Origin of the sequence: Variovorax sp. 22077 (assembly GCF_052044195.1) — a bacterium.
GTDB lineage: Bacteria > Pseudomonadota > Gammaproteobacteria > Burkholderiales > Burkholderiaceae_C > Variovorax > Variovorax atrisoli.
Genome location: NZ_JBQEQC010000017.1, coordinates 1 through 21,625, shown reverse-complemented (window position 1 = coordinate 21,625; position 21,625 = coordinate 1). Strand labels below are relative to the sequence as shown.

Annotated in this window: 24 protein-coding genes; 5 read left to right on the top strand and 19 right to left on the bottom strand. The window is 66.6% G+C overall.

Translation table 11 applies throughout. From position 1 onward, the window contains the following. Positions 1–14 precede the first annotated feature (14 nt). The 17 genes from ACTJLF_RS22735 to ACTJLF_RS22655 form a co-directional block, all read right to left on the bottom strand. Positions 15–578 carry a DUF3617 domain-containing protein gene (locus ACTJLF_RS22735; protein ID WP_440883953.1) on the bottom strand — a complete coding sequence of 188 codons (564 nt, stop codon included), beginning with the start codon at positions 576–578 and terminating at the stop codon, positions 15–17. 77 nt (positions 579–655) lie between these two features. After that, a complete protein-coding gene (locus ACTJLF_RS22730; RefSeq protein ID WP_440883952.1) occupies positions 656–1,378 on the bottom strand; it encodes a phosphatase PAP2 family protein in 723 nt (240 codons plus the stop codon). Between the two features lie 25 nt (positions 1,379–1,403). Further along, positions 1,404–2,570: a Gfo/Idh/MocA family protein gene (locus tag ACTJLF_RS22725; protein WP_440883951.1), complete on the bottom strand. Its 1,167-nt coding sequence runs from the start codon at positions 2,568–2,570 to the stop codon at positions 1,404–1,406. Positions 2,571–2,738: 168 nt separating this feature from the next. Further along, positions 2,739–3,701, bottom strand: coding sequence for a substrate-binding domain-containing protein (locus ACTJLF_RS22720; protein ID WP_019657630.1), 963 nt, complete (start codon positions 3,699–3,701; stop codon positions 2,739–2,741). A gap of 160 nt (positions 3,702–3,861) precedes the next feature. Beyond that, positions 3,862–4,872 (bottom strand): ABC transporter permease, encoded by a 1,011-nt coding sequence (locus ACTJLF_RS22715; RefSeq protein ID WP_019657631.1) that lies wholly within the window; start codon positions 4,870–4,872, stop codon positions 3,862–3,864. Between the two features lie 160 nt (positions 4,873–5,032). After that, positions 5,033–6,646 (bottom strand): sugar ABC transporter ATP-binding protein, encoded by a 1,614-nt coding sequence (locus tag ACTJLF_RS22710; RefSeq protein WP_440883997.1) that lies wholly within the window; start codon positions 6,644–6,646, stop codon positions 5,033–5,035. Next, positions 6,646–7,815, bottom strand: a complete 1,170-nt coding sequence (locus ACTJLF_RS22705; protein ID WP_440883996.1) for an ROK family protein — start codon at positions 7,813–7,815, stop codon at positions 6,646–6,648. Before ACTJLF_RS22705 ends, ACTJLF_RS22710 begins: the two co-directional genes overlap by 1 nt. Positions 7,816–8,042: 227 nt before the next feature. Next, positions 8,043–8,462 carry a F0F1 ATP synthase subunit epsilon gene (locus tag ACTJLF_RS22700; RefSeq protein WP_019657634.1) on the bottom strand — a complete coding sequence of 140 codons (420 nt, stop codon included), beginning with the start codon at positions 8,460–8,462 and terminating at the stop codon, positions 8,043–8,045. 12 nt (positions 8,463–8,474) lie between these two features. Then, a complete protein-coding gene (gene atpD / locus ACTJLF_RS22695; RefSeq protein ID WP_019657635.1) occupies positions 8,475–9,875 on the bottom strand; it encodes a F0F1 ATP synthase subunit beta in 1,401 nt (466 codons plus the stop codon). Between the two features lie 152 nt (positions 9,876–10,027). Then, on the bottom strand, positions 10,028–10,423 hold the full coding sequence (locus ACTJLF_RS22690) for a hypothetical protein (RefSeq protein ID WP_019657636.1): 396 nt from the start codon (positions 10,421–10,423) through the stop codon (positions 10,028–10,030). 89 nt (positions 10,424–10,512) lie between these two features. Further along, positions 10,513–11,388 carry a F0F1 ATP synthase subunit gamma gene (gene atpG / locus ACTJLF_RS22685; RefSeq protein ID WP_019657637.1) on the bottom strand — a complete coding sequence of 292 codons (876 nt, stop codon included), beginning with the start codon at positions 11,386–11,388 and terminating at the stop codon, positions 10,513–10,515. Positions 11,389–11,421: 33 nt separating this feature from the next. Continuing rightward, positions 11,422–12,975 (bottom strand): F0F1 ATP synthase subunit alpha, encoded by a 1,554-nt coding sequence (gene atpA, locus ACTJLF_RS22680; protein WP_019657638.1) that lies wholly within the window; start codon positions 12,973–12,975, stop codon positions 11,422–11,424. Between the two features lie 38 nt (positions 12,976–13,013). Next, positions 13,014–13,544 (bottom strand): F0F1 ATP synthase subunit delta, encoded by a 531-nt coding sequence (locus ACTJLF_RS22675; RefSeq protein WP_019657639.1) that lies wholly within the window; start codon positions 13,542–13,544, stop codon positions 13,014–13,016. 8 nt (positions 13,545–13,552) lie between these two features. Further along, positions 13,553–14,023 carry a F0F1 ATP synthase subunit B gene (locus ACTJLF_RS22670; RefSeq protein WP_019657640.1) on the bottom strand — a complete coding sequence of 157 codons (471 nt, stop codon included), beginning with the start codon at positions 14,021–14,023 and terminating at the stop codon, positions 13,553–13,555. 82 nt (positions 14,024–14,105) lie between these two features. Then, positions 14,106–14,369: a F0F1 ATP synthase subunit C gene (gene atpE / locus ACTJLF_RS22665; protein WP_019657641.1), complete on the bottom strand. Its 264-nt coding sequence runs from the start codon at positions 14,367–14,369 to the stop codon at positions 14,106–14,108. A 60-nt stretch (positions 14,370–14,429) separates the two neighbouring features. Then, positions 14,430–15,299: a F0F1 ATP synthase subunit A gene (gene atpB, locus ACTJLF_RS22660; RefSeq protein WP_019657642.1), complete on the bottom strand. Its 870-nt coding sequence runs from the start codon at positions 15,297–15,299 to the stop codon at positions 14,430–14,432. A 4-nt stretch (positions 15,300–15,303) separates the two neighbouring features. After that, entirely contained in the window at positions 15,304–15,789 is a 486-nt protein-coding gene (locus tag ACTJLF_RS22655; protein ID WP_132755155.1) for an ATP synthase subunit I, read from the bottom strand. A 157-nt stretch (positions 15,790–15,946) separates the two neighbouring features. Between ACTJLF_RS22655 and ACTJLF_RS22650 the strand changes: the two genes are divergently transcribed. The 4 genes from ACTJLF_RS22650 to lipA are packed head-to-tail and all read left to right on the top strand — an operon-like array spanning position 15,947 to position 18,902. Then, positions 15,947–16,855 carry a D-amino acid aminotransferase gene (locus ACTJLF_RS22650; protein WP_440883950.1) on the top strand — a complete coding sequence of 303 codons (909 nt, stop codon included), beginning with the start codon at positions 15,947–15,949 and terminating at the stop codon, positions 16,853–16,855. Then, positions 16,852–17,163, top strand: coding sequence for a YbeD family protein (locus tag ACTJLF_RS22645; RefSeq protein ID WP_019657645.1), 312 nt, complete (start codon positions 16,852–16,854; stop codon positions 17,161–17,163). The genes ACTJLF_RS22650 and ACTJLF_RS22645 overlap by 4 nt, the downstream gene beginning before the upstream one ends. A gap of 31 nt (positions 17,164–17,194) precedes the next feature. After that, entirely contained in the window at positions 17,195–17,896 is a 702-nt protein-coding gene (gene lipB / locus ACTJLF_RS22640) for a lipoyl(octanoyl) transferase LipB (protein ID WP_126185938.1), read from the top strand. 7 nt (positions 17,897–17,903) lie between these two features. Then, positions 17,904–18,902, top strand: a complete 999-nt coding sequence (gene lipA / locus ACTJLF_RS22635) for a lipoyl synthase (protein ID WP_145761563.1) — start codon at positions 17,904–17,906, stop codon at positions 18,900–18,902. Between the two features lie 113 nt (positions 18,903–19,015). Here lipA and ACTJLF_RS22630 read toward each other — a convergent pair whose 3' ends face one another. Both ACTJLF_RS22630 and ACTJLF_RS22625 read right to left on the bottom strand, forming a co-directional pair. Continuing rightward, complete coding sequence (locus ACTJLF_RS22630) at positions 19,016–19,507, bottom strand: hypothetical protein (protein ID WP_019657652.1); 492 nt, start codon at positions 19,505–19,507, stop codon at positions 19,016–19,018. A 40-nt stretch (positions 19,508–19,547) separates the two neighbouring features. Continuing rightward, positions 19,548–19,790: a GlsB/YeaQ/YmgE family stress response membrane protein gene (locus ACTJLF_RS22625; protein ID WP_019657653.1), complete on the bottom strand. Its 243-nt coding sequence runs from the start codon at positions 19,788–19,790 to the stop codon at positions 19,548–19,550. 220 nt (positions 19,791–20,010) lie between these two features. On the opposite strand from ACTJLF_RS22625, the gene ACTJLF_RS22620 reads away from it, so the two are divergent. Beyond that, positions 20,011–21,543, top strand: a complete 1,533-nt coding sequence (locus tag ACTJLF_RS22620) for a class I adenylate-forming enzyme family protein (RefSeq protein WP_132755143.1) — start codon at positions 20,011–20,013, stop codon at positions 21,541–21,543. The last annotated feature ends 82 nt before the right edge of the window (positions 21,544–21,625 follow it).

Here is a 21,625-nt window from a genome sequence, read left to right as displayed (position 1 = left end):
CCCGACCCGGAACGCTAGGGGCGCCTGGGGCCGTTCTTCATCATGTCGAGCACGTTCATCTTCATGCCGTTGGGCATGACCATGTCGCCCGGCTTCTGGTCGGCCTTGCAGGGGCCGAGCCACCTGGCCTCCATGGCGCTCGTTCCTTCGGCGCGGCCCATCAGCGGCGGGCTGTAGGTGGACTTGCTCTCCATGCGGTAGGCGGTCTGGAAGTCACCGCTGATCACGGCGTGCGAGGTGGCCACCGTGTTGCCGATCTTGCAGACCGAGTCCATGACCAGCTTGCCGCCGTCCGAGCTCAGCGCCTGCTTCGAGCACATGTCCTTGCCCATGCCCTGGCCCATGTCGCGCAGCGCCTTGTCGGTGGCGGCGTCGATGCACTGCTGCACCGTGTGGGCGCCGCCGGGGCCGGCGGCCTTGCCCGCGGCTTCGCCGGCCTGGGTCCGAATCTCCCAGAGGCCGGGCTTGCGCGAGGGAAAGTCGAGCGCCCACGCGGGCGCAGCGACGAAGCCGGCGGCCAGGAAGGCCGCGATGCAGGCCCCGATGTCGGCTTCGACGGCGCACAGGCGAATCTTCATGGCGGTCTCCGGTTCCTTCGAGTGGCGAAGCCCGGGTTGTACCGTGCGCACCGCCGCGCCGGAATACCGCGATCGGCCTACGCCGGTGCGGCCGCCGCGGCGCGCTCACGCGTGGCGAGGCCGAAAGCCACGCCCAGCGCCAGGCCGCCCAGCACGTCGATCAGCACGTGCTGGCGCACCGCCATCGTCGAATAGACGATGCCCACGGCCCAGGCCACGTTGATGGCGCGCAGCCAGGCCGGCGCTCCCACCGCCCGCAGCTGGCGCGCCAGCACCACGCAGGTGAACACCGAGAACGACACGTGCAGCGACGGAAAGGCATTGCCCGCCGAGTCGACCATCTTGAGGAACTGCAGCGACGTGCCGGGCGTGGTCTCGACCGCGAAGTTGGGAATCGCCGTGGGCAGGAACCAGAACACGAGCAGCGCCAGCAGCGTCATCGCCGCGCAGCCCAGCGAGAAGCCGACGAGCTCGCGCATGTCCCGGGCCAGCAGCACCGGCAGCGCGATGTAGCCCCACAGCGAGAGATACACCGGCAGCAGCCATGGCCAGAAGGCGATGAGCCCGTCGATGGGCGTGAGGGGCAGCACCCAGGCCTGGCCCGCGTTCCTCATGATCCAGAAGTACAGCGGGAAGAAGCCGAGCGTGGCGACGGTGTTGCCGACCAGCTTCAGCGGGAACAGCGTGATGCAGCGCCTCCACAGGCCCGCGAGCCATGGCGGCAGCATCGATGGAGGCGATGCTGCAGAAGACGACGAAGAAGAGGTGGAGGACGTGGCGTCGGACGCGGGAGGTGTCATGGAAGCCCGGGCAGCGCGCCGCGCGCTACCAGGGCGTCCACTTTAATTCGCTTTTCGCCGAAGCCACCGTGCGTTCGATGAAGCGCACGCCGCGCGCGCCGTCCTCCACGCGCGGGTAGTCGGCCGCCAGCGGATCGGCCGGCTGGCCCGCGATCCTGGCGCGGATGTCCGCCGCCACGCCCGCGTACACGTTCGCGAAGGCCTCGATGAAGCCTTCCGGGTGCCCCGCCGGCAGCCGGCTCGCGCGCTTGGCGGATTCGCACAGCCATGGCGCGCCGCGCGTGAGCACCTGCAGCGGTCCGTCGTGCGGCAGGTGCACCAGCCGGCTCGGCTGCTCCTGGTGCCATTCGAGCGTGCCCAGCGTGCCCGACACGCGCAGGCGCAGGTCGTTCTCCAGGCCGGTGTTGATCTGCGAGGCCACCAGCACGCCACGCGCGCCGCCCTCGAAGCGCAGCAGCAGGCTGCCGTCGTCGTCGAGCATGCGTCCCGGCACCAGCGCGCCGAGGTCGGCGCACAGGCTCTCGATGCGCAGGCCGGTCACGGTGGCCACCAGGTTCTCGGCATGCGAGCCGATGTCGCCGATGGCGCCCGCAGCGCCGCTGCGTGCGGGGTCGGTGCGCCAGTCGGCCTGCTTGTTGCCGCCGCCGGCTTCGACATGGCTCGCGAGCCAGCCCTGGTTGTATTCGACGACGACCTTGCGCACCTCGCCGATCAGGCCCGAGCGCACCATCTCGCGCGCCTGCCGGACCATCGGGTAGCCGGTGTAGTTGTAGGTGACGCCGAAGACCGTGCCCTTCTCCGCGACGGTGGCGACCAGCGCGTCGGCCTGCTCGCGCGTGTGCACCAGCGGCTTGTCGCACACCACGTGGAAGCCCGCTTCGGCGAAGGCCTGAGCCACCGGAAAGTGCACGTGGTTGGGCGTGACGATCGACACGAAGTCGATGCGCTCGCCCTCGGGCCGCCTCAGCTCGTCGGCCAGGAGCGCCTGCCAGTCGCCGTGGTTGCGCCCGTCGGCCAGGCCGAGGTCGCGGCCCGAGGCGCGCGCCTTCTCGGGGCTGGACGAGAGCGCGCCCGCGACGAGCTCGATCTGCCCGTCGAGCGCCATGGCCTTGCGGTGCACGGCGCCGATGAAGGCGTCGCGGCCGCCGCCGACCATGGCGTAGCGCAGTTTGCGAGGAGGTGTGTCTGTCATCGATCGTCTCGGCGTTTCCGGAAACTCTTCCCTCTCCCCTTGGGGAGAGGGCTAGGGTGAGGGTGGCGGCACTTGCGCACGCACCGTTTTCGCCGGCACCGCTGGCCCTCACCCCAACCCTCTCCCCCAGGGGGAGAGGGAGCAAGGCGGGCCTGCCGCTTCAGAACATCAGAACGGCGAATTGGGGTGGTAGAAGTCCTTGGCGTTTTCCTTGGTGATGAGCACCGAAGGAATGATCGTGGTCGCCGGCAGCTTCTCGCCCTTCAGCCGCGCCTCGGCCGTGAGCTTGATCGCGTCGTAGATGAACTTGGGCGAGTAGCTCACGTCGGCCGTGATGCGCGGGTCCTTGCCGTCCATGATGGTCTTGACCATGCCTTTGGCGCCCGCGCCGCCGAAGATGATCTTGATGTCGTCGCGCTTGGCCTGCTCGACGGCCTTGAGCACGCCCACGGCCATGTCGTCGTCGGCGGCCCAGATGGCGTCGATGTTCTTGAAGCGCGTGAGGTAGTCCTGCGTGACCTTGAAGGCGTCGTCGCGGTTCCAGTTGGCGTACTTGGCATCGAGCAGCTTGATGTCGGGGCTGCTCTTGAGCACCGCGTTGAAGGCGTCCATGCGCTCGTTGTCCAGCGTGGTCGCGATGCCGCGCAGCGCCACCACGTTGCCCTTGCCGTTGAGCTGCTTCACGATGTATTCGGCCGGGATCTTGCCGAAGGCGGTGTTGTCGCCGGCCACGTACGCATCCTGCGCGCTGGTGTCGGTGAGGCCGCGGTCCACCACCGTCACGTAGGCGCCCTTGGCCTTGACCTGGGCCACCGGCTTGGTCAGCGCGGCCGACTCGAAGGGGAACACGACCAGCGCGTTGATCTTGGTGACCGTCGAGAGGTCCTGCAGCTGGTTGGCCTGCTCGGGCGCGTTGGCTGCCGTCTTGATGGTGATCTTCAGGTCCTTGTGTTCCTTCTCCAGGTCCTTCTTCGCCTGGTTGGCCCAGTAGTTGATGCCGCCCATGAAGCTGTGCGTGGCCGCGGGAATCGAAACGCCGAGGTTGACCTTCTCCGCGGCGAGCGCGGGCAGGCTGGCGAACGCTGCGGCGGCAACCGCCGTGAGAGCGAGGCGTCGGGTGAAAGTCGTCATGCTGGATGTCTCCTTGTGGTTGATGAGGGAACGGGAACGGAAAACTGAGCCGATGACCGGTTCGCGCCACGCCGCGGAACCGGCTTCGACGGGCCGCCGGTGTTGCTCCTGTCGAGGGGGCGGCGCAGCGGCACGAAACGCGCGAAGCCTTGGGGAGAGTTCATCTCCTGCCTCTTTGGAGGAACGCCACGATGATGATCACGAAGCCCTGCACCGCCGCGTTGAGGTACACGCTGATGATGCTGGTGAGGTTCAGGATGTTGCTGATGACCGAGAGCAGGATTGCGCCCACCACCGTGCCGGTGATGCTGCCCGCGCCGCCCTTGAGCGCCGTGCCGCCGACGATCACCGCCGCAATGGCTTCCAGCTCCCACAGCAGGCCGGTGGTCGGCGAGGCCGAGCCCAGCCGCGGCACGTACAGCAGCGTCGCGATGCCCACGCACACGCCGAGCAGCACGTAGGTGAGGATCTTCACGCGGTCGACGTCCACCGCCGCGTAGCGCGCCACCTGCTCGTTCGAGCCGATGGCCTGCACGTAGCGGCCGTAGGCCGTGCGGTTGAGGATGAGGCCGCCCACGACGGCGACGATCACGAACACCCACACCGGCACCGGGATGCCGGCGAGGCTCGCGTAGTACACGGGCGCGTAGAGATCGGACAGGTCGTTGTCGAGCGTGAGCGCGCCGCCGTCGGCGAAGTACGTGAGGTATGCGCGGAAGATGCCCAGCGTGCCCAGCGTCACGATGAAGGGTTCGATGCGCCCCTTGGTGATGAGCAGCCCGTGCGCCAGCCCGAACACCGCGCCGAGCACCACCGCGAGCACCGCGCCCATCACCACCGCCAGCAGCGGCGAGCCCGAGGCCGGCCCGGCCCAGTTGATGAACATGATCACGCTGCCGGCGATCAGCGCCGCCATCGAACCCACCGACAGGTCGATGCCGCCCGAGATGATCACGAAGCACATGCCCACCGCGATGATGCCGATGAAGGCCGTGCGCGTGAGCACGTTCATCGCGTTGTCGAGGGTCGCGAAGTCGCCGTTCAGCAGCGTGCCGGCGATGCACAGCAGCACCAGCCCGATGACGGGGCCGAGCCCGTGCAGGCGCTCGGTCCAGCGCGGCTTCGCCTCGCTGCGGTGCGTGGTTTCGGCGGAATCGGTAGGGGAAGCCATGTCTTATCGATTCGTTGGGGCATGCAATTGCGACTCGGCAGCGAGCGCAGCGAAGCTCGATCGGGGAACACCGCGGAACCGGCTTTGCCGGGCCGCGGGTGTTGCCCCCTGCAAGGGGGTTGGCGTAGCGACACGAAGTGCGCGCAGCCTGGGGGTTAGCTCATCTGGTTCCGGTGGCATGAGCGATCAGCTCCTCTTCTGTCAGATGGTCGGCGTCGAGCGTGGCGACGATGCGGCCCGCGCGCATCACTGCGACGCGGTGGCACAGGCCGATCAGCTCCATCAGCTCCGACGAGACGACGATCACCGCGAGCCCTTCGCGGGCGAGTCGCTGGATCAGGAAATAGATGTCGCGCTTGGCGCCCACGTCGACGCCGCGCGTGGGCTCGTCGAGCACCACCACCTTCGGCCTGGGCTGCAGCACCTTGGCGAGCGCGAGCTTCTGCTGGTTGCCGCCCGACAGGGACGAGGCCTTCACGTCGAGCGAACCGGTGCGGATGCCGTAGTCCTTCACCGCCTCGGCCAGCGCACCGCGCTCGGCCTCCGGCCTGAGCCAGGGTTGCGCGTAGCGCTCCAGCGCCATCAGTGTGAGGTTCTGGCGCAGGCCGAAGTCGACGTGCAGGCCCTTGCCCTTGCGGTCTTCGCTCAGGTAGGTGAGGCCGTGCCGCGCCGCATCGCGCGGGTTGCGCCAGCCCTTGCCGTGCGCGACGGGCTTGCCAAGCATCTCGACGCTGCCGCCGCTGGCGGGCCGCAGGCCGAGCAGGCCCTCGAAAAGTTCGGTGCGGCCGGCGCCGACGAGGCCCGCGAAGCCGAGGATCTCGCCGGGGCACACCTCGAAGCTCGCGTCCTGCGCCCAGCCCGGCACGCTGAAGCCCTGCACGCGCATGGCGGGTGCGCTTGCGGTGGTCACCGGGTCGCGCGGCGGATAGAGGTCGGCCAGCTCGCGGCCCACCATCAGGTTGGCCATCTGCTGGCGCGTGACCTCGGCCGTCGGCGCGCGCGCGACGAAACGGCCGTCGCGCATGACGATGACATCGTCGGTCACCTGCTCCACCTCGTCGAGCTTGTGCGAGATGTAGACGATGGTCACGCCGTCGGCGCGCAGCTGGGCGATGAGCCTGAACAGGCGCTCCGTCTCGCCGGTCGTGAGCGTGGCGGTGGGCTCGTCCATCACGAGCAGGCGGGCACGGCGCGCGATGGCCTTCGCGATCTCGACGAGCTGCTTCTCCGCGACGATGAGCCTGCGCACCTTGGTACGCGGGTCGATGTTCAGGCCGACCGCCGCGAGCGCGGCGGCGGCATCGCGCTCCATGGCGGCGTCGTCGAGCAGCCAGCCCTTCGAGGAAGCGCCGGGCCGCCCCAAGCTTCCTTGCTCCCCTCGGGGGACGGACGGCGCGAAGCGACGGCCCAGGGGCCACATCTTCTTCTCGTGACCGAGGAAGATGTTCTGGGCCACGTTCAGGTCCTCGGCGAGGTTGAACTCCTGGTGGATCAGCACGATGCCCAGCGCCTCGGCATCGCGCGAACTCGCGAACTGCTGCGGCTGCCCGTTGATCTTCAGCGTGCCGCCGCTGGGCGACTCGTAGCCCGCGAGGATCTTCATCAACGTGGACTTGCCCGCGCCGTTCTCGCCGAGCAGGCCGTAGACGCGGCCGGGTGCGAGCGCGAAGCTCACGCCGTGCAGCACCTGCACCGGACCGAAGGCCTTCACGATGCCGTCGAACTCGACGGCGACGCTGCCCTTGTCCGTCGCCTGGCTGGCGGCCGTGTCCATCATGGCGCCACCCCTCGGGCCTTCAGGGTTTCCTGCATCGCGAGCACCCCGGCGCCGATCACGCCGCCCTGCATGCCCAGCGGCGTGTACTGGATTTCCAGGTGCCGCGTCGAAAGCGCCAGCGAGCGCTGGTACACGCTCTGCCGCACGGCAGCCAGGAACAGCGGCCCGATGCGCGTGATGCCGCCGCCGATGAACACATGCGAGGGATTGAAGAAGTTGACGACCGACGCGAGCATCTGCCCGATCAGGCTGCCCGCGCGCTGGATGATCGCGTTGGCGGCCGTGTCGCCGCCCCGGCTGGCCTGGCCCACGTCGATCGCGTCGATGCGGCCGTGCTGGCGCAGCACCTCGGCCAGCGCGGCGCTCTCACCCGCTTCCGCGGCCTGCACCGCCATGCGCGTGATCGCCGGGCCGGCGGCCATCGCCTCGACGCAGCCAAGGTTGCCGCAATGGCAGCGCGGACCCTCCTGGTCGACGCAGATGTGGCCCACGTCGCCGGCCGAACCGGCGGCGCCGCGGTACACCTCGCCGTGGCACACGATGCCGCAGCCGATGCCGGTGCCGATCTTGATGACGAGGAAGTTCTGCAGCGAGCGCCTGAGGCGCCACAGTTCGCCGAGCGCCATCAGGTTCACGTCGTTGTCGACGAAGACGGGAGCGGCGTAGTCCTCGCGCAGGTAGTCGCGGATCGAGAAGCTGTCCCAGGCGGGCATCAGCGGCGGATTGACGAGCTGGCCGATCTCGAAGTTGACCGGGCCGGGCACGCCGATGCCGATGCCGAGCACGTCCTTCGCGGTGTGGCCGCAGCGCGCCAACAGCTCGCGCATCAGCACGCGCACTCGGGCCAGCACGACCGCCGGCCCTTCGCGCACATCGGCAGGTTCGTCGTGCTGGGCGAGCACGCTGAGGTCGGGGCGCAGCACGGCCACGTCGAGGCTGGTGGCGCCGATGTCGACGCCGATGAGCACGCCGAGCCCGGCATGCAACTGGAGGTTTTCGGGGCGGCGCCCGCCCGAGGAGCGCTGCAGGCCGGCCTCGGCGAGCAGGCCCTGGTCGACGAGACCGGCGATCAGCCCGTTGGCCTTGCTCTTGGAAAAGCCCAGCTGCTCCGCCATGGCATGGCGCGAACCGCCGGCCGACCAGAAGGTCGTTTCCAGCAAACGCATCTCGTCCGCAGTGATGCCACTCCAGGGTGCCACGCGCCTTGTCTCCAGTGTTCTTGTCTTGCGCCAACGGCCATGCCGCCGGGCGAAGGCGAATACTAGGTGGCAGGCTTCAGCCGGACAAGGCCAAACTTCGACCTTATTAAGGTCAAAGACGGTTGATTTCGAAGGATCGCAGGACGAAAAAAAGCCGCCTCGAGGGCGGCTCTCTTGTGCTCCAGCGAAGGAGCTTACTTCTTCTGACGGTACTTGCGCAGCGCCGCGATCTGGGCGGCCATCACGGCCAGCTCGGACTGGGCCATCGCGATGTCGATGTCACTCTTCGCGTTCTTCAGCGCTTCTTCGGCCGCGGCCTTGGCCTGGTTGGCCTTCTCGTCGTCGAGATCCTTGCCGCGGATCGCGGTGTCGGACAGCACGGTGACGGCGTTCGGCTGCACTTCGAGGATGCCGCCAGCCACGAAGACGAACTCTTCCTTGCCGTCGGCGGTTTCGATGCGCACGGCGCCGGGGCGGATGCGCGTGATCAGCGGGGTGTGGCGCGGGAAGATGCCGAGCTCACCGGCTTCACCGGGCAGCGCGACGAACTTGGCTTCGCCCGAGAAGATCGACTCTTCCGCGCTGACCACGTCCACATGAATGGTGCCTGCCATGGTGATTCCTTCTTAAGCGACCTTCTTGGCCTTCTCGAACGCTTCGTCGATGGTGCCGACCATGTAGAACGCCTGCTCGGGCAGGTGGTCGGCTTCGCCGTTCACGATCATCTTGAAGCCGCGGATGGTTTCGGCCAGCGGCACGTACTTGCCGGGCGAGCCCGTGAACACTTCGGCCACGTGGAACGGCTGCGACAGGAAACGCTGGATCTTGCGGGCACGGGCCACGGCCAGCTTGTCTTCCGGAGCCAGTTCGTCCATGCCCAGAATGGCGATGATGTCGCGCAGTTCCTTGTAGCGCTGCAGCGTGCCTTGCACGGCGCGGGCCACGTTGTAGTGCTCTTCGCCGACCACGTTCGGGTCGAGCTGGCGCGAGGTCGAGTCCAGCGGGTCCACGGCGGGGTAGATACCCAGCGAAGCGATGTCACGCGACAGCACCACGGTGGAGTCCAGGTGGGCGAAGGTGGTGGCGGGCGACGGGTCGGTCAAGTCGTCGGCAGGCACGTACACGGCCTGGATCGAGGTGATCGAGCCGACCTTGGTCGACGTGATCCGCTCCTGCAGGCGGCCCATTTCCTCGGCCAGCGTCGGCTGGTAGCCCACGGCGGAAGGCATGCGGCCCAGCAGAGCCGACACTTCGGTACCGGCCAGCGTGTAGCGGTAGATGTTGTCCACGAAGAACAGAACGTCACGGCCTTCGTCGCGGAACGACTCGGCGATGGTCAGGCCGGTCAGCGCCACGCGCAGACGGTTGCCCGGGGGTTCGTTCATCTGGCCGTAGACCATGGACACCTTCGAGTCCTCGAGCTTCTCGAGGTTCACGACGCCCGAATCGGCCATCTCGTGATAAAAGTCGTTGCCTTCGCGGGTACGTTCGCCCACGCCTGCGAACACCGACAGACCCGAGTGAGCCTTGGCGATGTTGTTGATGAGTTCCATCATGTTCACGGTCTTGCCCACGCCGGCGCCGCCGAACAGACCCACCTTGCCGCCCTTGGCGAACGGGCAGACCAGGTCGATCACCTTGATGCCGGTTTCCAGCAGGTCCTGCGAGGGCGACAGTTCGTCGTATGCGGGAGCCTTGCGGTGGATCGAAGCGGTGAGCTCCTGGCCCACGTCGCCGCGCTCGTCGATCGGACGGCCGAGCACGTCCATGATGCGGCCGAGGGTGGCCTTGCCGACCGGCACGGTGATGGGAGCGCCGGTGTTGGTCACGATCAGGCCGCGACGCAGACCGTCGGACGAGCCCAGTGCAATGGTGCGCACCACGCCGTCGCCGAGCTGCTGCTGAACTTCGAGGGTCAGCCCGCCGCCTTCGAACTTCAAGGCGTCGTAGACCTTGGGCATCTGGTCACGCGGGAACTCCACGTCGACCACGGCGCCGATACATTGGACAATTTTTCCTTCAGCCATGGCGTTTCCTTCTGGATGGATCTCAATAAATTTGCGACAGGTTCTTGCAGAAGCGTCCTGCTGCCAAAACGGGCCGCTTGTGCAAGAAAGCCGGACGGGCCGGCATCCTTGAATTTCTCTTTGCCTTGCAGTCTTCGCTGTCTAGTTCTTCATCAGCACTTCATGGCCGTCGCCTGAGCGGCGAAGGCGTCCGAAGCGGCCTTGCAGGCCTGGCCCAGGGCGGCCTTGTCGGCGCCCATCGAAGCCCAGGTGGCCTTCGTCTGATCGAGGCTTGCCTTCATGGCGTCGGCAGCTGCACCGCTTTGCGAAGCGACGCAGGTCTGGACCTTCGCCAGGTAGTCGTTGCATTCCTGCGGCAGGTCGGCGGAGGCCGTCGGCGCTGCGGCGGGAGCTGCCGCCGGCGCTGCTGCAGGAGCAGGCGCGGGAGCCGGAGCGGGCGCAGCAGGTGCAGCGGCGGGAGCAGCCGGTGCAGGTGCAGGCGCCTCTTCCTTCTTGGAACAGGCGGTCAGTGCGGCGGCAACGGCCACCAGAGCAAGCATCTTCTTCATTTTGCGCAGAGTCCCCTAAATAAAGGCCTTGGGTTACCGGGGACGCGAAACGCCCCCGATCAGCAACGCGGCCTGTTGCATTGCTTCAATCAAACGCCTGCGGCAGCGGCCGCGCCGGACACGATTTCCGACAGTTCCTTCGTGATGCCGGCCTGGCGGGTCTTGTTGTAGACCAGCTTCAGCTCGTTGATCACGTTGCCTGCGTTGTCGGTCGCGGCCTTCATGGCCACCATGCGCGCCGAGTGCTCGGACGCCATGTTCTCGGCCACGGCCTGGTAGACCAGCGATTCCACGTAGCGCACCAGCAGCTCGTCGATCACGCTCTGTGCATCCGGCTCGTAGATGTAGTCCCACGAGTGATGCGCCGGATCGGCCTGCAGCGTCTCGGCCTTCAGCGGCAGCAGCTGCTCCACCATCGGCTCCTGCTTGATGGTGTTGATGAACTTCGTGTAGCACAGGTACACCGCCGACAGCTTGCCTTCGGCGTAGGCGTCCAGCAGCGTCTTGACCGGCCCGATGAGCTTGTCCAGATGCGGCGTGTCGCCCAGCTGCGTCACATGGGCCACCACGCGCGCACCGATGCGGTTCAGGAAACCCAGCCCCTTGTTGCCGATGGCGACCGACTCGACCACGTTGCCCGCTGCTTGCGCTTCGCGCAGCTTGCCGGTGACGGCACGCAGCAGGTTGGTGTTCAAGCCGCCGCACAGGCCCTTGTCGCTGGTCACGATGATGAAGCCGACGCCCTTGGCGTCGCTCGTCTTCATGAAAGCGTGGGTGTACTCCGGGTTCGCCTTGCCGAGGTTGGCTGCGATGTTGCGGATCTTTTCGCTGTAGGGGCGAGCGGCGCGCATGCGATCCTGCGCCTTGCGCATCTTGGAAACCGAGACCATTTCCATGGCCTTGGTGATCTTCTTGGTGTTTTCCACCGATTTGATCTTGCCGCGGATTTCCTTACCAGCTGCCATGAGAGCTCCTTCTTGCGTCGGTCAAGGCGTCGATCAGGCGAACGACTTCTTGAACGCGGTGACGGCTGCCAGCAGTTCGGCTTCCGATTCCTTGTCCAGAGCCTTGGCCTTCTCGATCTTGTCGAGCAGCGCGGCGTGGCTGGACTTCAGGAACTGGTGCAGGCCGTGCTCGAAAGGCAGCACCTGCTTGATCTCGAGGTCGTCCATGAAGCCCTTGTTCACGGCGAACAGCGACGCACCCATCAGCGAGATCGGCAGCGGGCTGTATTGCGGCTGCTTCAGCAGTTCGGTCACGCGGGCACCGCGGTCGAGCTGCTTGCGGGTGGCTTCGTCGAGGTCGGAAGCGAACTGCGCGAACGCAGCCAGTTCACGGTACTGGGCCAGGTCGGTACGGATACCGCCCGACAGGCTCTTGATGATCTTCGTCTGGGCCGACGAACCCACGCGCGACACCGAGATACCGGCGTTGATGGCGGGGCGGATACCTGCGTTGAACAGGTTGGTTTCCAGGAAGATCTGGCCGTCGGTGATCGAGATCACGTTGGTCGGAACGAAGGCGGACACGTCGCCGGCCTGCGTTTCGATGATCGGCAGCGCGGTCAGCGAACCGGTCTTGCCCTTGACTTCACCCTTGGTGAAGGCTTCGACGTAGTCGGCGTTCACGCGGGCTGCGCGCTCGAGCAGACGGCTGTGGAGGTAGAACACGTCGCCGGGGTAGGCTTCGCGGCCCGGGGGACGGCGCAGCAGCAGCGACACCTGGCGGTAGGCGACGGCCTGCTTCGACAGGTCGTCATAGACGATCAGCGCGTCTTCGCCGCGGTCGCGGAAGTATTCGCCCATCGTGCAGCCCGAGTAGGCCGCGACGTATTGCATGGCTGCCGATTCGGAAGCGGATGCCGCGACCACGATCGTGTAGTCCATGGCGCCAGCTTGTTCCAGCGCGCGCACCACGTTCTTGATCGACGAAGCCTTCTGGCCGATCGCGACGTAGACGCAGGTCATGTTCTGACCCTTCTGGTTGATGATCGCGTCGATCGCCACGGCCGTCTTGCCGGTCTGGCGGTCGCCGATGATCAGCTCGCGCTGGCCGCGGCCCACGGGCACCATCGAGTCGATGGACTTCAGGCCGGTCTGCATCGGCTGGTCGACCGACTTGCGGGCGATCACGCCCGGTGCGACCTTCTCGATCACGTCCGTCATCTTGGCGTTGACCGGACCCTTGCCGTCGATCGGCTGGCCCAGGGCGTTCACCACGCGGCCGACGAGCTCGGGGCCCACCGGCACTTCCAGGATGCGGCCCGTGCACTTGACGGTGTCGCCTTCGGAGATGTGCTCGTACTCGCCCAGAATCACGGCGCCCACCGAGTCGCGCTCGAGGTTCAGTGCCAGGCCGAACGACGGGACGCCGTCGGCAGTGGCGGGGAACTCCAGCATTTCGCCCTGCATCGCGTCGGACAGGCCGTGGATGCGCACGATGCCGTCGGTCACCGACACCACGGTGCCTTCGTTGCGGATGTTGGCGCTGACCCCGAGGCCCTCGATGCGGCTCTTGATCAGCTCGGAAATTTCTGCGGGATTGAGTTGCATGACTCTTTCCTTCTTTCTTTGTAAGGGGCCGGGAGCCTTCAGGCCACCAGCGCAACTTTCATTTGTTCAAGGCGCGCTTTGACGGAGGTGTCGAGCACCTCGTCGCCGACCACCACACGGATGCCGCCGATCAGTTCAGGCTCTTGGCGAACCGTGACCTGGAGCTTGCGACCGAAGCGCTTCTCGAGCGCGGCAGACACATTGGCCAATGCAGCGTCCTCGATCGGGAAGGCGCTGTAGACCACTGCGTCGGACGAGCCGCTTTGCGCATTGGCGAGTGCCCGGAACTGCTTCGCAATTTCCGGCAGCACCGAAAAGCGCCCGTTCTCGAGGAGTGCGGACAGGAAGTTCTGGGCAGGAGCGGCCAGCGGTGCACCGAATGCACCGGCGACCACGCCGATCACCTGTTCGGCCGTGGCCTTGGGGTTGTCGGCGAACTGCTGGAGCTCCGGATTGGCCGCGATGGCGGCAATCTTTTCGAGCCAGGCGCTGGTTCCGGCCACGTCGGACGACGATGCCTTGAAGAGCGCCTCGGCGTAGGGGCGTGCGATGGTGGCGAGTTCTGCCATGGCTTCTATCAGAGTTCGGTCTGCAGACGGGCGAGCAAATCGGCGTGAACGCCCGCATTCACTTCCTTGCGCAGGATCTGCTCTGCGCCCTTGACTGCCAGTGCCGCCACCTGCTCGCGCAGGGCTTCACGGGCCTTCAGTGCCTGCTGTTCGGCTTCAGCGCGTGCGGCTGCAACGATCTTGTTGCCTTCCTCGGTCGCGCGGGCCTTGGCCTCTTCAACGATGGCCTGGGCGCGACGTTCGGCGTCGGCAAGACGTTGTGCGGACTCGTTGCGGGCCTGGCCCAGCTCGGCTTCCACGCGCTTGTTGGCGGCGGACAGCTCGGACTTGGCCTTGTCGGCTGCAGCGAGGCCTTCGGCGATCTTCGCAGCGCGTTCGTCAAGCGCCTTCGCGATCGGCGGCCACACGTACTTCATCGTGAACCCGACCAGGATCAGGAACACGATCATCTGAACGATCAGGGTACCGGTAATGCTCACTTTTCACCCTCTCTATGGGATTGAATCGAAGCCATTCGCTAGCAGGGCCAGGGAACGACGACGCAGGTCCGACGAGAAAGACTTACTTCGGCAGGTTGGCGATTTGCGACAGGAACGGGTTGGCCGTTGCGAACCACAGGGCGATACCGGTGCCGATAATGAACGCGGCGTCGATCAGGCCGGCCAGCAGGAACATCTTGGTTTGGAGTTCACCCATGAGTTCGGGCTGACGTGCGGCCGACTCGAGGTACTTGCTGCCCATGATGCCGATGCCGATACATGCGCCCACAGCGCCCAGACCGATGATCAGGCCGGCGGCCAGTGCAACAAAGCTAATAACTTCCATGATGACTCCTAGAGGACTTTGGTTGAAGAGAAAAACAAAAACAAGAACGAAAGCAACTGATCAGTGGTGATCGTGGGCCTGGCCGATGTAGACCAGCGCCAGCATCATGAACACGAAGGCCTGCAACGTGATGATCAGGATGTGGAAGATGGCCCAGGCCGTGCCCGCGATGATGTGGCCGATGGCCAGGCCGATGCCGGTGGCCGACAGCGACCAGGCACCACCCATCAGGGCGATCAGCAGGAAGATCAGTTCGCCGGCGTACATGTTGCCGAACAGCCGCATGCCGTGCGAGACGGTCTTGGCGACGAACTCGATCAGCTGCATGGCGAAGTTGAAGGGGTACAGCGCCCAGTGGTTGCCGAAGGGTGCGGTGAACAGCTCGTGCACCCAGCCGCCCAGGCCCTTGATCTTGACGTTGTAGTAGAGACAGACCAGCAGCACGGCGACCGACATGCCCATCGTCACCGAGAGGTCGGCGGTGGGCACGACGCGCAGGTAGGCGTGGTGCGGGTCTTCACCGGCGAGGTGGAAGATCTTGGCCCAGATCGCCGGGAACAAATCGACCGGGAACAGGTCCATTGCGTTCAGCAGGAAGATCCACACGAAGATCGTGAGCGCCAGCGGGGCCACGAACTTGCGGCTGGTGGCGTTGTGGACGATGCCCTTGGCCTGCTGGTCGACCATTTCGACGAGCAGTTCGACAGCCGCTTGAAAACGGCCAGGAACACCCGAAGTGGCCTTGCGGGCAGCCAGCCAGAGCAGCCAGCAACCCAGGATGCCGAGCGTGATCGAGAAGAAGAGAGAGTCGAAGTTGAAAACCGAGAAGTCGGCCACACCTCCAGGCTTGGAGCTTTGCAGGTGCGTCAAATGGTGAATGATGTATTCACCAGCGGTCTGACCATGTTCCGCAGCGTTTTCAGCAGCCATTCGGTTACTCGTCTCTCAGTTTCCGGCGCCGGGGCGAGAACATCACCGCCAACCAGGCCGCCTTCATTGTCACCACCAGGCCGACCAGCATTGCTGGCCAGCTCAGCGCCGTAATCAGCCTCGGCGCGGCGATCAGCATCGCCACGGACAAGGCCATCTTGACCATTTCCCACAGGAAGAATCCGAACACCGCAGTGCCCGGATTCAGGGAGGAAAACCGGCCGGTCAGCCCCCGCGCGAAAACCGCCGACGGGACAACCACCGCGATCGCGCCGTAAGCGGCGGACCACCCCAGATTTTGCCTCCCCGTCAGTCCCCAGGCAGCCAGAGCCACCACCAGACCGACAACCAACTGACCCGCGATCACCCGCCACGGGGAGATCGATGGGTTCTTTGCTCGCAGCTCACGCGCCTCGTCGGCGGTCAGCGGCTTGAATTCTGCGTCGAGGCCTTCAGGGGCCTCCGAGTCATGACGGGCGATTGTTTTCATTTCGAATGAAGCCCGGATGACGACCCAGAATTTCTACAAAGCCATTGATTATAAGTAAAAACCCAGCCTGTCCCGCCACCTGTGGTGTCGCACACGCAAAACGGCGCCGCATTCCCTGACCGGAGCCCGACGTGTCGTGCGCAACCATAATTCCGGCATGCACCCTATCACCGACGCCCTCCCTGCCACGCTTTGTTACCTCGATGGCGAATACACCGCACTGCGCGACGCGAAGATCAGCGTCCTCGACCGCGGCTTCATTTTCGGCGACGGTGTGTACGAATACGTCCCCGTCTACCTCGGACAGCCCTTCTGTTTCGAGGAGCACATGGCCCGCCTCGACCGCTCCCTCGCCGAGCTTCAGATCGAGAACCCGCTGTCGCTCGCACAGTGGCGCGAGATCGTGATGCGCCTGGTGGCACCCGCTGGCGAGGCGCCGCAGTCGGTGTACTTCCAGGTGACGCGCGGCGTGGCGCCGCGCGACCATGCGATGGTGCGCGGCCTGCGCCCCACGGTGTTCGTGATGGTGAACCCGCTGCCGCCCATCTCCGACGCCGTCCGCGCCAAGGGCGTGGCCTGCGTCACCGCGGCCGACTTCCGCTGGCAGAAGGCGCACATCAAGAGCACCAGCCTGCTGGGCGCCGTGCTCGCGCGTCAGATCAGCGTGGAGGCCGGCGCAGCCGAGACCATCATGTTCCGCGATGGCTGGCTCAGCGAGGCTTCGTCGAGCAACGTGTGGATCGTGAAGGACGGCAAGCTGATGGGCCCGCCCAAGAACAACCTCGTGCTCACCGGCATCCGCTACGGCCTCTTCGAGCGCCTGAGCAGGACGCTCGGCATTCCGTTCGAGCTGCGCCCCATCTCGCGCGAGGAAGTGTTCGCCGCCGACGAAGTACTGATCTCCTCGGCCAGCAAGGAGCTGCTGCCGGTCGTCACGCTCGACGGCAGGCCTATTGGCAATGGCCGCCCCGGCCCCATCTACGAGAGCTTGTACCAGGCCTACCAGGAGGCCAAGGTACACAACGCGCGCAAGCAGCAAGAGCAGAAACACGGAGCCCCGGCATGACCGACAGCAACACCCCCGCCACCGAAACCACCTCGATCCCCGATCCGCGCAAGGAATCGCTGATCGAGTACCCCTCGCAGTTCCCGATCAAGGTGATGGGCGCCAAGGTCGACGGGTTCGTGCACGCCGTCACGCAGATCGCCGAACGCTTCGACCCGACCTTCGACGCCACCACCGTCGAGCTGCGCGACAGCAAGGCCGGCAACTACCTCGGCGTGACCATCACCGTCACGGCCACCAGCCGCGAGCAGCTCGACGACCTGTATCGCGCGCTGTCCTCGCACCCGATGGTCAAGGTCGTGCTTTGAGCTGCAAGCCGTTCGCGCGGCAGGCCACGCAATGACAGACACAGCCGCCATCGCCGTTCCGGCCGTCGAGCCGGTCGCGCTGGGCCGCGTCGACTACGCCGACACCTTCGCGGCGATGAAGCAGTTCACGCTCGAGCGCACGCCCGAGACGCCCGATGCGCTATGGATTTGCGAGCACGACCCTGTCTTCACGCAAGGCATTGCGGGCAAGCAGGACCACATCCTGAACCCCGGCGCCATCCCCGTCGTGCAGACCGACCGGGGCGGCCAGGTCACCTTCCACGGCCCCGGCCAGGTGGTGGCCTATCCGCTGATCGACCTGCGGCGCGCGGGCTACTTCGTCAAGGAGTACGTCTACCGCATCGAGGAATCGGTGCTGCGCACGCTGGCGCACTTCGGCGTCACGGGCCACCGCGTGGCGGGTGCGCCGGGCATCTACGTGCGGCTGGACGACCCGTTCTCGCACGCGGCGCTGACCGGCCCCATGCCCGCGGCCGACCCGTTCCGCGGGCTCGGCAAGATCGCGGCGCTGGGCATCAAGGTGAGCCGGCACGCCACCTATCACGGTGTGGCGCTCAACGTGCGGATGGACCTCGAACCCTTCTCGCGCATCAACCCTTGCGGCTACGCGGGGCTGCAGACGGTCGATCTTTCTACAATCGGCATCCAAACCACATGGGAAGAAGCCGCCTCGGTGCTGGGCCAGAAGCTCTGCACCTTCCTGGCGCCTTGACACACCAATGAGCACCACCGAAGTCGTCCCCGCACCCGTAGTGAGAGAGGCCCAGAGCGCCGAAACCTACAACCCCCTGGCCAAGCAGAAGGCAGCGGCCAAGCTGTCACGCATTCCCGTCAAGGTGGTGCAAAGCGGCGAAGTGCTCAAGAAGCCCGACTGGATCCGCGTCAAGGCCGGCAGCCCCACCACCCGCTTCTACGAGATCAAGCAGATCCTGCGCGAGAGCAACCTGCACACCGTCTGCGAAGAGGCTTCCTGCCCCAACATCGGCGAATGCTTCGGCAAGGGCACGGCCACCTTCATGATCATGGGCGACAAGTGCACGCGCCGCTGCCCGTTCTGCGACGTGGGCCACGGCCGCCCCGATCCGCTCGACAAGGACGAGCCGATCAACCTCGCGAAGACCATCGCCAAGCTGCGCCTGAAGTACGTGGTGATCACCAGCGTCGACCGCGACGACCTGCGCGACGGCGGCAGCCAGCACTTCGTCGACTGCATCAGGAACATCCGCGAGCTCTCGCCCACCACGCAGATCGAGATCCTCGTGCCCGACTTCCGCGGCCGCGACGACCGCGCCCTCGAGATCCTCAAGGCCGCGCCGCCGGACGTGATGAACCACAACCTGGAAACCGCGCCGCGCCTCTACAAGGAAGCGCGCCCCGGCAGCGACTACCAGTTCAGCCTGAACCTGCTCAAGAAGTTCAAGGCGCTGCACCCCAACGTGCCGACCAAGAGCGGCATCATGGTCGGCCTGGGCGAGACTGACGAAGAAATCCTGCAGGTCATGCGCGACATGCGCGCCCACGACATCGACATGCTGACCATCGGCCAGTACCTGTCGCCGTCGGGCTCGCACCTGCCGGTGCGCCGCTACGTGCACCCCGACACCTTCAAGATGTTCGAGGAAGAAGCCTACAAGATGGGCTTCAGCCACGCGGCGGTGGGTGCGATGGTGCGGTCGAGCTATCACGCGGACCAGCAGGCGCACGCCGCGGGCGTCTGAAGAAGAGGGGCTCCAGGAGCCGATGAATCGGTTCCTGCCGCTGGCCCTTCGACCCTTCGAAATACCTGCAAGGCAGGCGGTACGCCGGTGCACGGCGTCAAGCGCTGCCCGACTCACCCGCGCGTCGCGTTCTCCTTCATCTTCGCCAGCGCGATGGCGATCGCGGCGCCGCCCAGCGTCTTGATCAGCCCCGAGTGCTGCGCATAGAACTGGCTCACCTCGTCGATCACGCCCGCGTGCTGCTGCTCGGCGTGCGTGGCGATCTCGGTCACCTGCGCGGGCGAGAGCTGCGAGGCCTGGTCGGGCGTGATCTGCGTCTGGCCCGGCTGCAGCATGCGCCCGAGCACGCCGCCCGCCAGCGCCGAGGCGGCCGCCGGCCCGAGCGTGGCCAGGATCTGGTTGAGCACGCCCGCCTGCTGGGCCGGCGAGGACTGGCCGAAGAGCTGGCCCACGGTGTCGCCGAAAGGCGGCGTCTGGTCCGAGCGCATCGCGGCGGCGAGCCCTGCGCCCAATTCGCCGGGCGAGGCATGCTGCGCGACCTGGTCGAGGTGGGCCTCGGCGTTGTTGTTGCCGATGGCCTGCTGGAGGATGTCGAGTAAGCCCATGGAGAACTCCTTGTCTGTGGTGAAGGCGGGAGCGCCCGCCTCAGCGGCTCACGAGGTGCCAGACCCCGAGCAGCACGGCTGCGCCGACCACCGAGGCGATGAAGCCGGCTCCCGCGCCCGCTGAATACCAGCCCATGGCCTGCCCCGCATAGGTGGCGACCAGCGAGCCCGCGATGCCGAGCACCGCCGTGAGGATGAACCCCATCGAGTTGTTGCCTGGCAGCACGGCGCGGGCCAGGAGGCCGGCGATGAAGCCGATCAGAATCGTCCAGATGATGTGCACGGTACCTCCCTGTTGGTGACAGCAAGCGCCGCCGCTGCTCGGCGGACAGCGCCCAAGGATCGTGTTCCCGCGTTCCTGAGCGCCAACTGACGGCGCGCCGTCCTGCAGCCGCGCGGTCGCCAAGGCGCTGGCTGGAAGCGGGAGCATTTCGCTATCCTGCCGGCTGGCCAAGAAGAAGGAAGAGATGACTTTGCAAACGCACCCTGACGTCCAAGCCGCCATGGAACGCAGTTTCGGCGCCATTGCCGACCTGGTCCGCCTCCACGCACGACACACGCCCGACCACGCTGCGCTGTCGGACGCGAACCGCACGCTGGACTACCGCGCGCTCGACGCGCTGATGGACCGCGTCGCGGCCAGCCTGCAGCGCGACGGGCTCAAGGCCGGCGACGCGATCGCGATCTGCGCCTCGTCGTCGGTGAACTACGCGGCCGTGTTCCTGGGCGCGCTGCGCGCGGGTGTCGCGGTGGCGCCGCTGGCCCCCGGCTCCGCACCCGCGAGCCTGGCGCGCATGATCGAGGATGCCGATGCGCGCATCCTCTTCAGCGACGCATCGGCCGCCGAGGTGATCGGCCCCGCGAAGGAAGGCGGCATCGCGCGCGTGGCGCTCGACGGTTCGCAGGTCGGCCGCGGCATCGACGAATGGCTGGCGCCTGCCGGTGCGCGGCCCGAGCCCGTCGATGTGCAGCCGGGCTGGGCCTTCAACATCATCTATTCGTCGGGCACCACGGGCGAGCCCAAGGGCATCGTGCAGGGCCATGGCATGCGCTGGGCCCACGTGCAGCGCGGCGCGAAGTACGAGTACGGGCCCGACTCGGTCACGCTGCTGTCGACGCCGCTGTACTCCAACACCACGCTGGTGGTGTTCTTCCCCACGCTGGCCTTCGGCGGCTGCGTGGTGTTGATGCCCAAGTTCGACGCGCTGGGCTACCTGCAGCTGGCGCAGCAGCGCCGCGTGACGCACACCATGCTCGTGCCGGTGCAGTACCAGCGGCTGATGGCGCATCCGCGCTTCGACGAGCACGACCTGTCTTCGTACAGGCACAAGTTCAGCACCAGCGCGCCCTTCGGCGCCGCGCTGAAGGCCGACGTGCTCAGGCGCTGGCCCGGCGGGCTGGTCGAGTTCTACGGCATGACCGAGGGCGGCGGCACCTGCATCCTGGAGGCGCACCTGAATCCCACGAAGCTGCACACCGTGGGCCGGCCCGCCGAGGGCAGCGACATCCGCCTGATCGACGAGGAAGGCAACGAGCTGCCGCGCGGCGACACCGAGGTGGCCGGCGAAGTGGTGGGCCACTCGGCCGGCATGATGACCGGCTACCACCGCCAGCCCGCGAAGACGCGCGAGGCCGAGTGGTTCGATGCCACCGGCAAGCGCTTCATCCGCACCGGCGACGTGGGCCGCTTCGATGCCGACGGCTTCCTGACGCTGTTCGACCGCAAGAAGGACATGATCATCAGCGGCGGCTTCAACATCTACCCGAGCGACCTCGAGGCCGTGCTGCGCGGCCATTCGGCGGTGGCCGACGTGGCTGTCGTGGGCGTGCCTTCGGAGCAGTGGGGCGAGACGCCCGCCGCCTTCGTGGTGCGCCGCGAGGGCGACGCCACGAGCGAAGGGGAGTTGCTGCAGTGGGCCAATGCCCAGGTCGGCAAGACACAGCGCCTGGCGCGCCTCGCCTTCATCGACGAGCTGCCGCGCAGCGCGATCGGCAAGGTGCTCAAGCGCGAGCTGCGTGAACTCGCCGTCCGCTGACACCGGCGCGGCCGCAGCGCCCGACCACGGCGGCGGCGGCAACGGCCTGCTGTGGGTGCTGGTCGCCGTGGCGGTGCTGTTC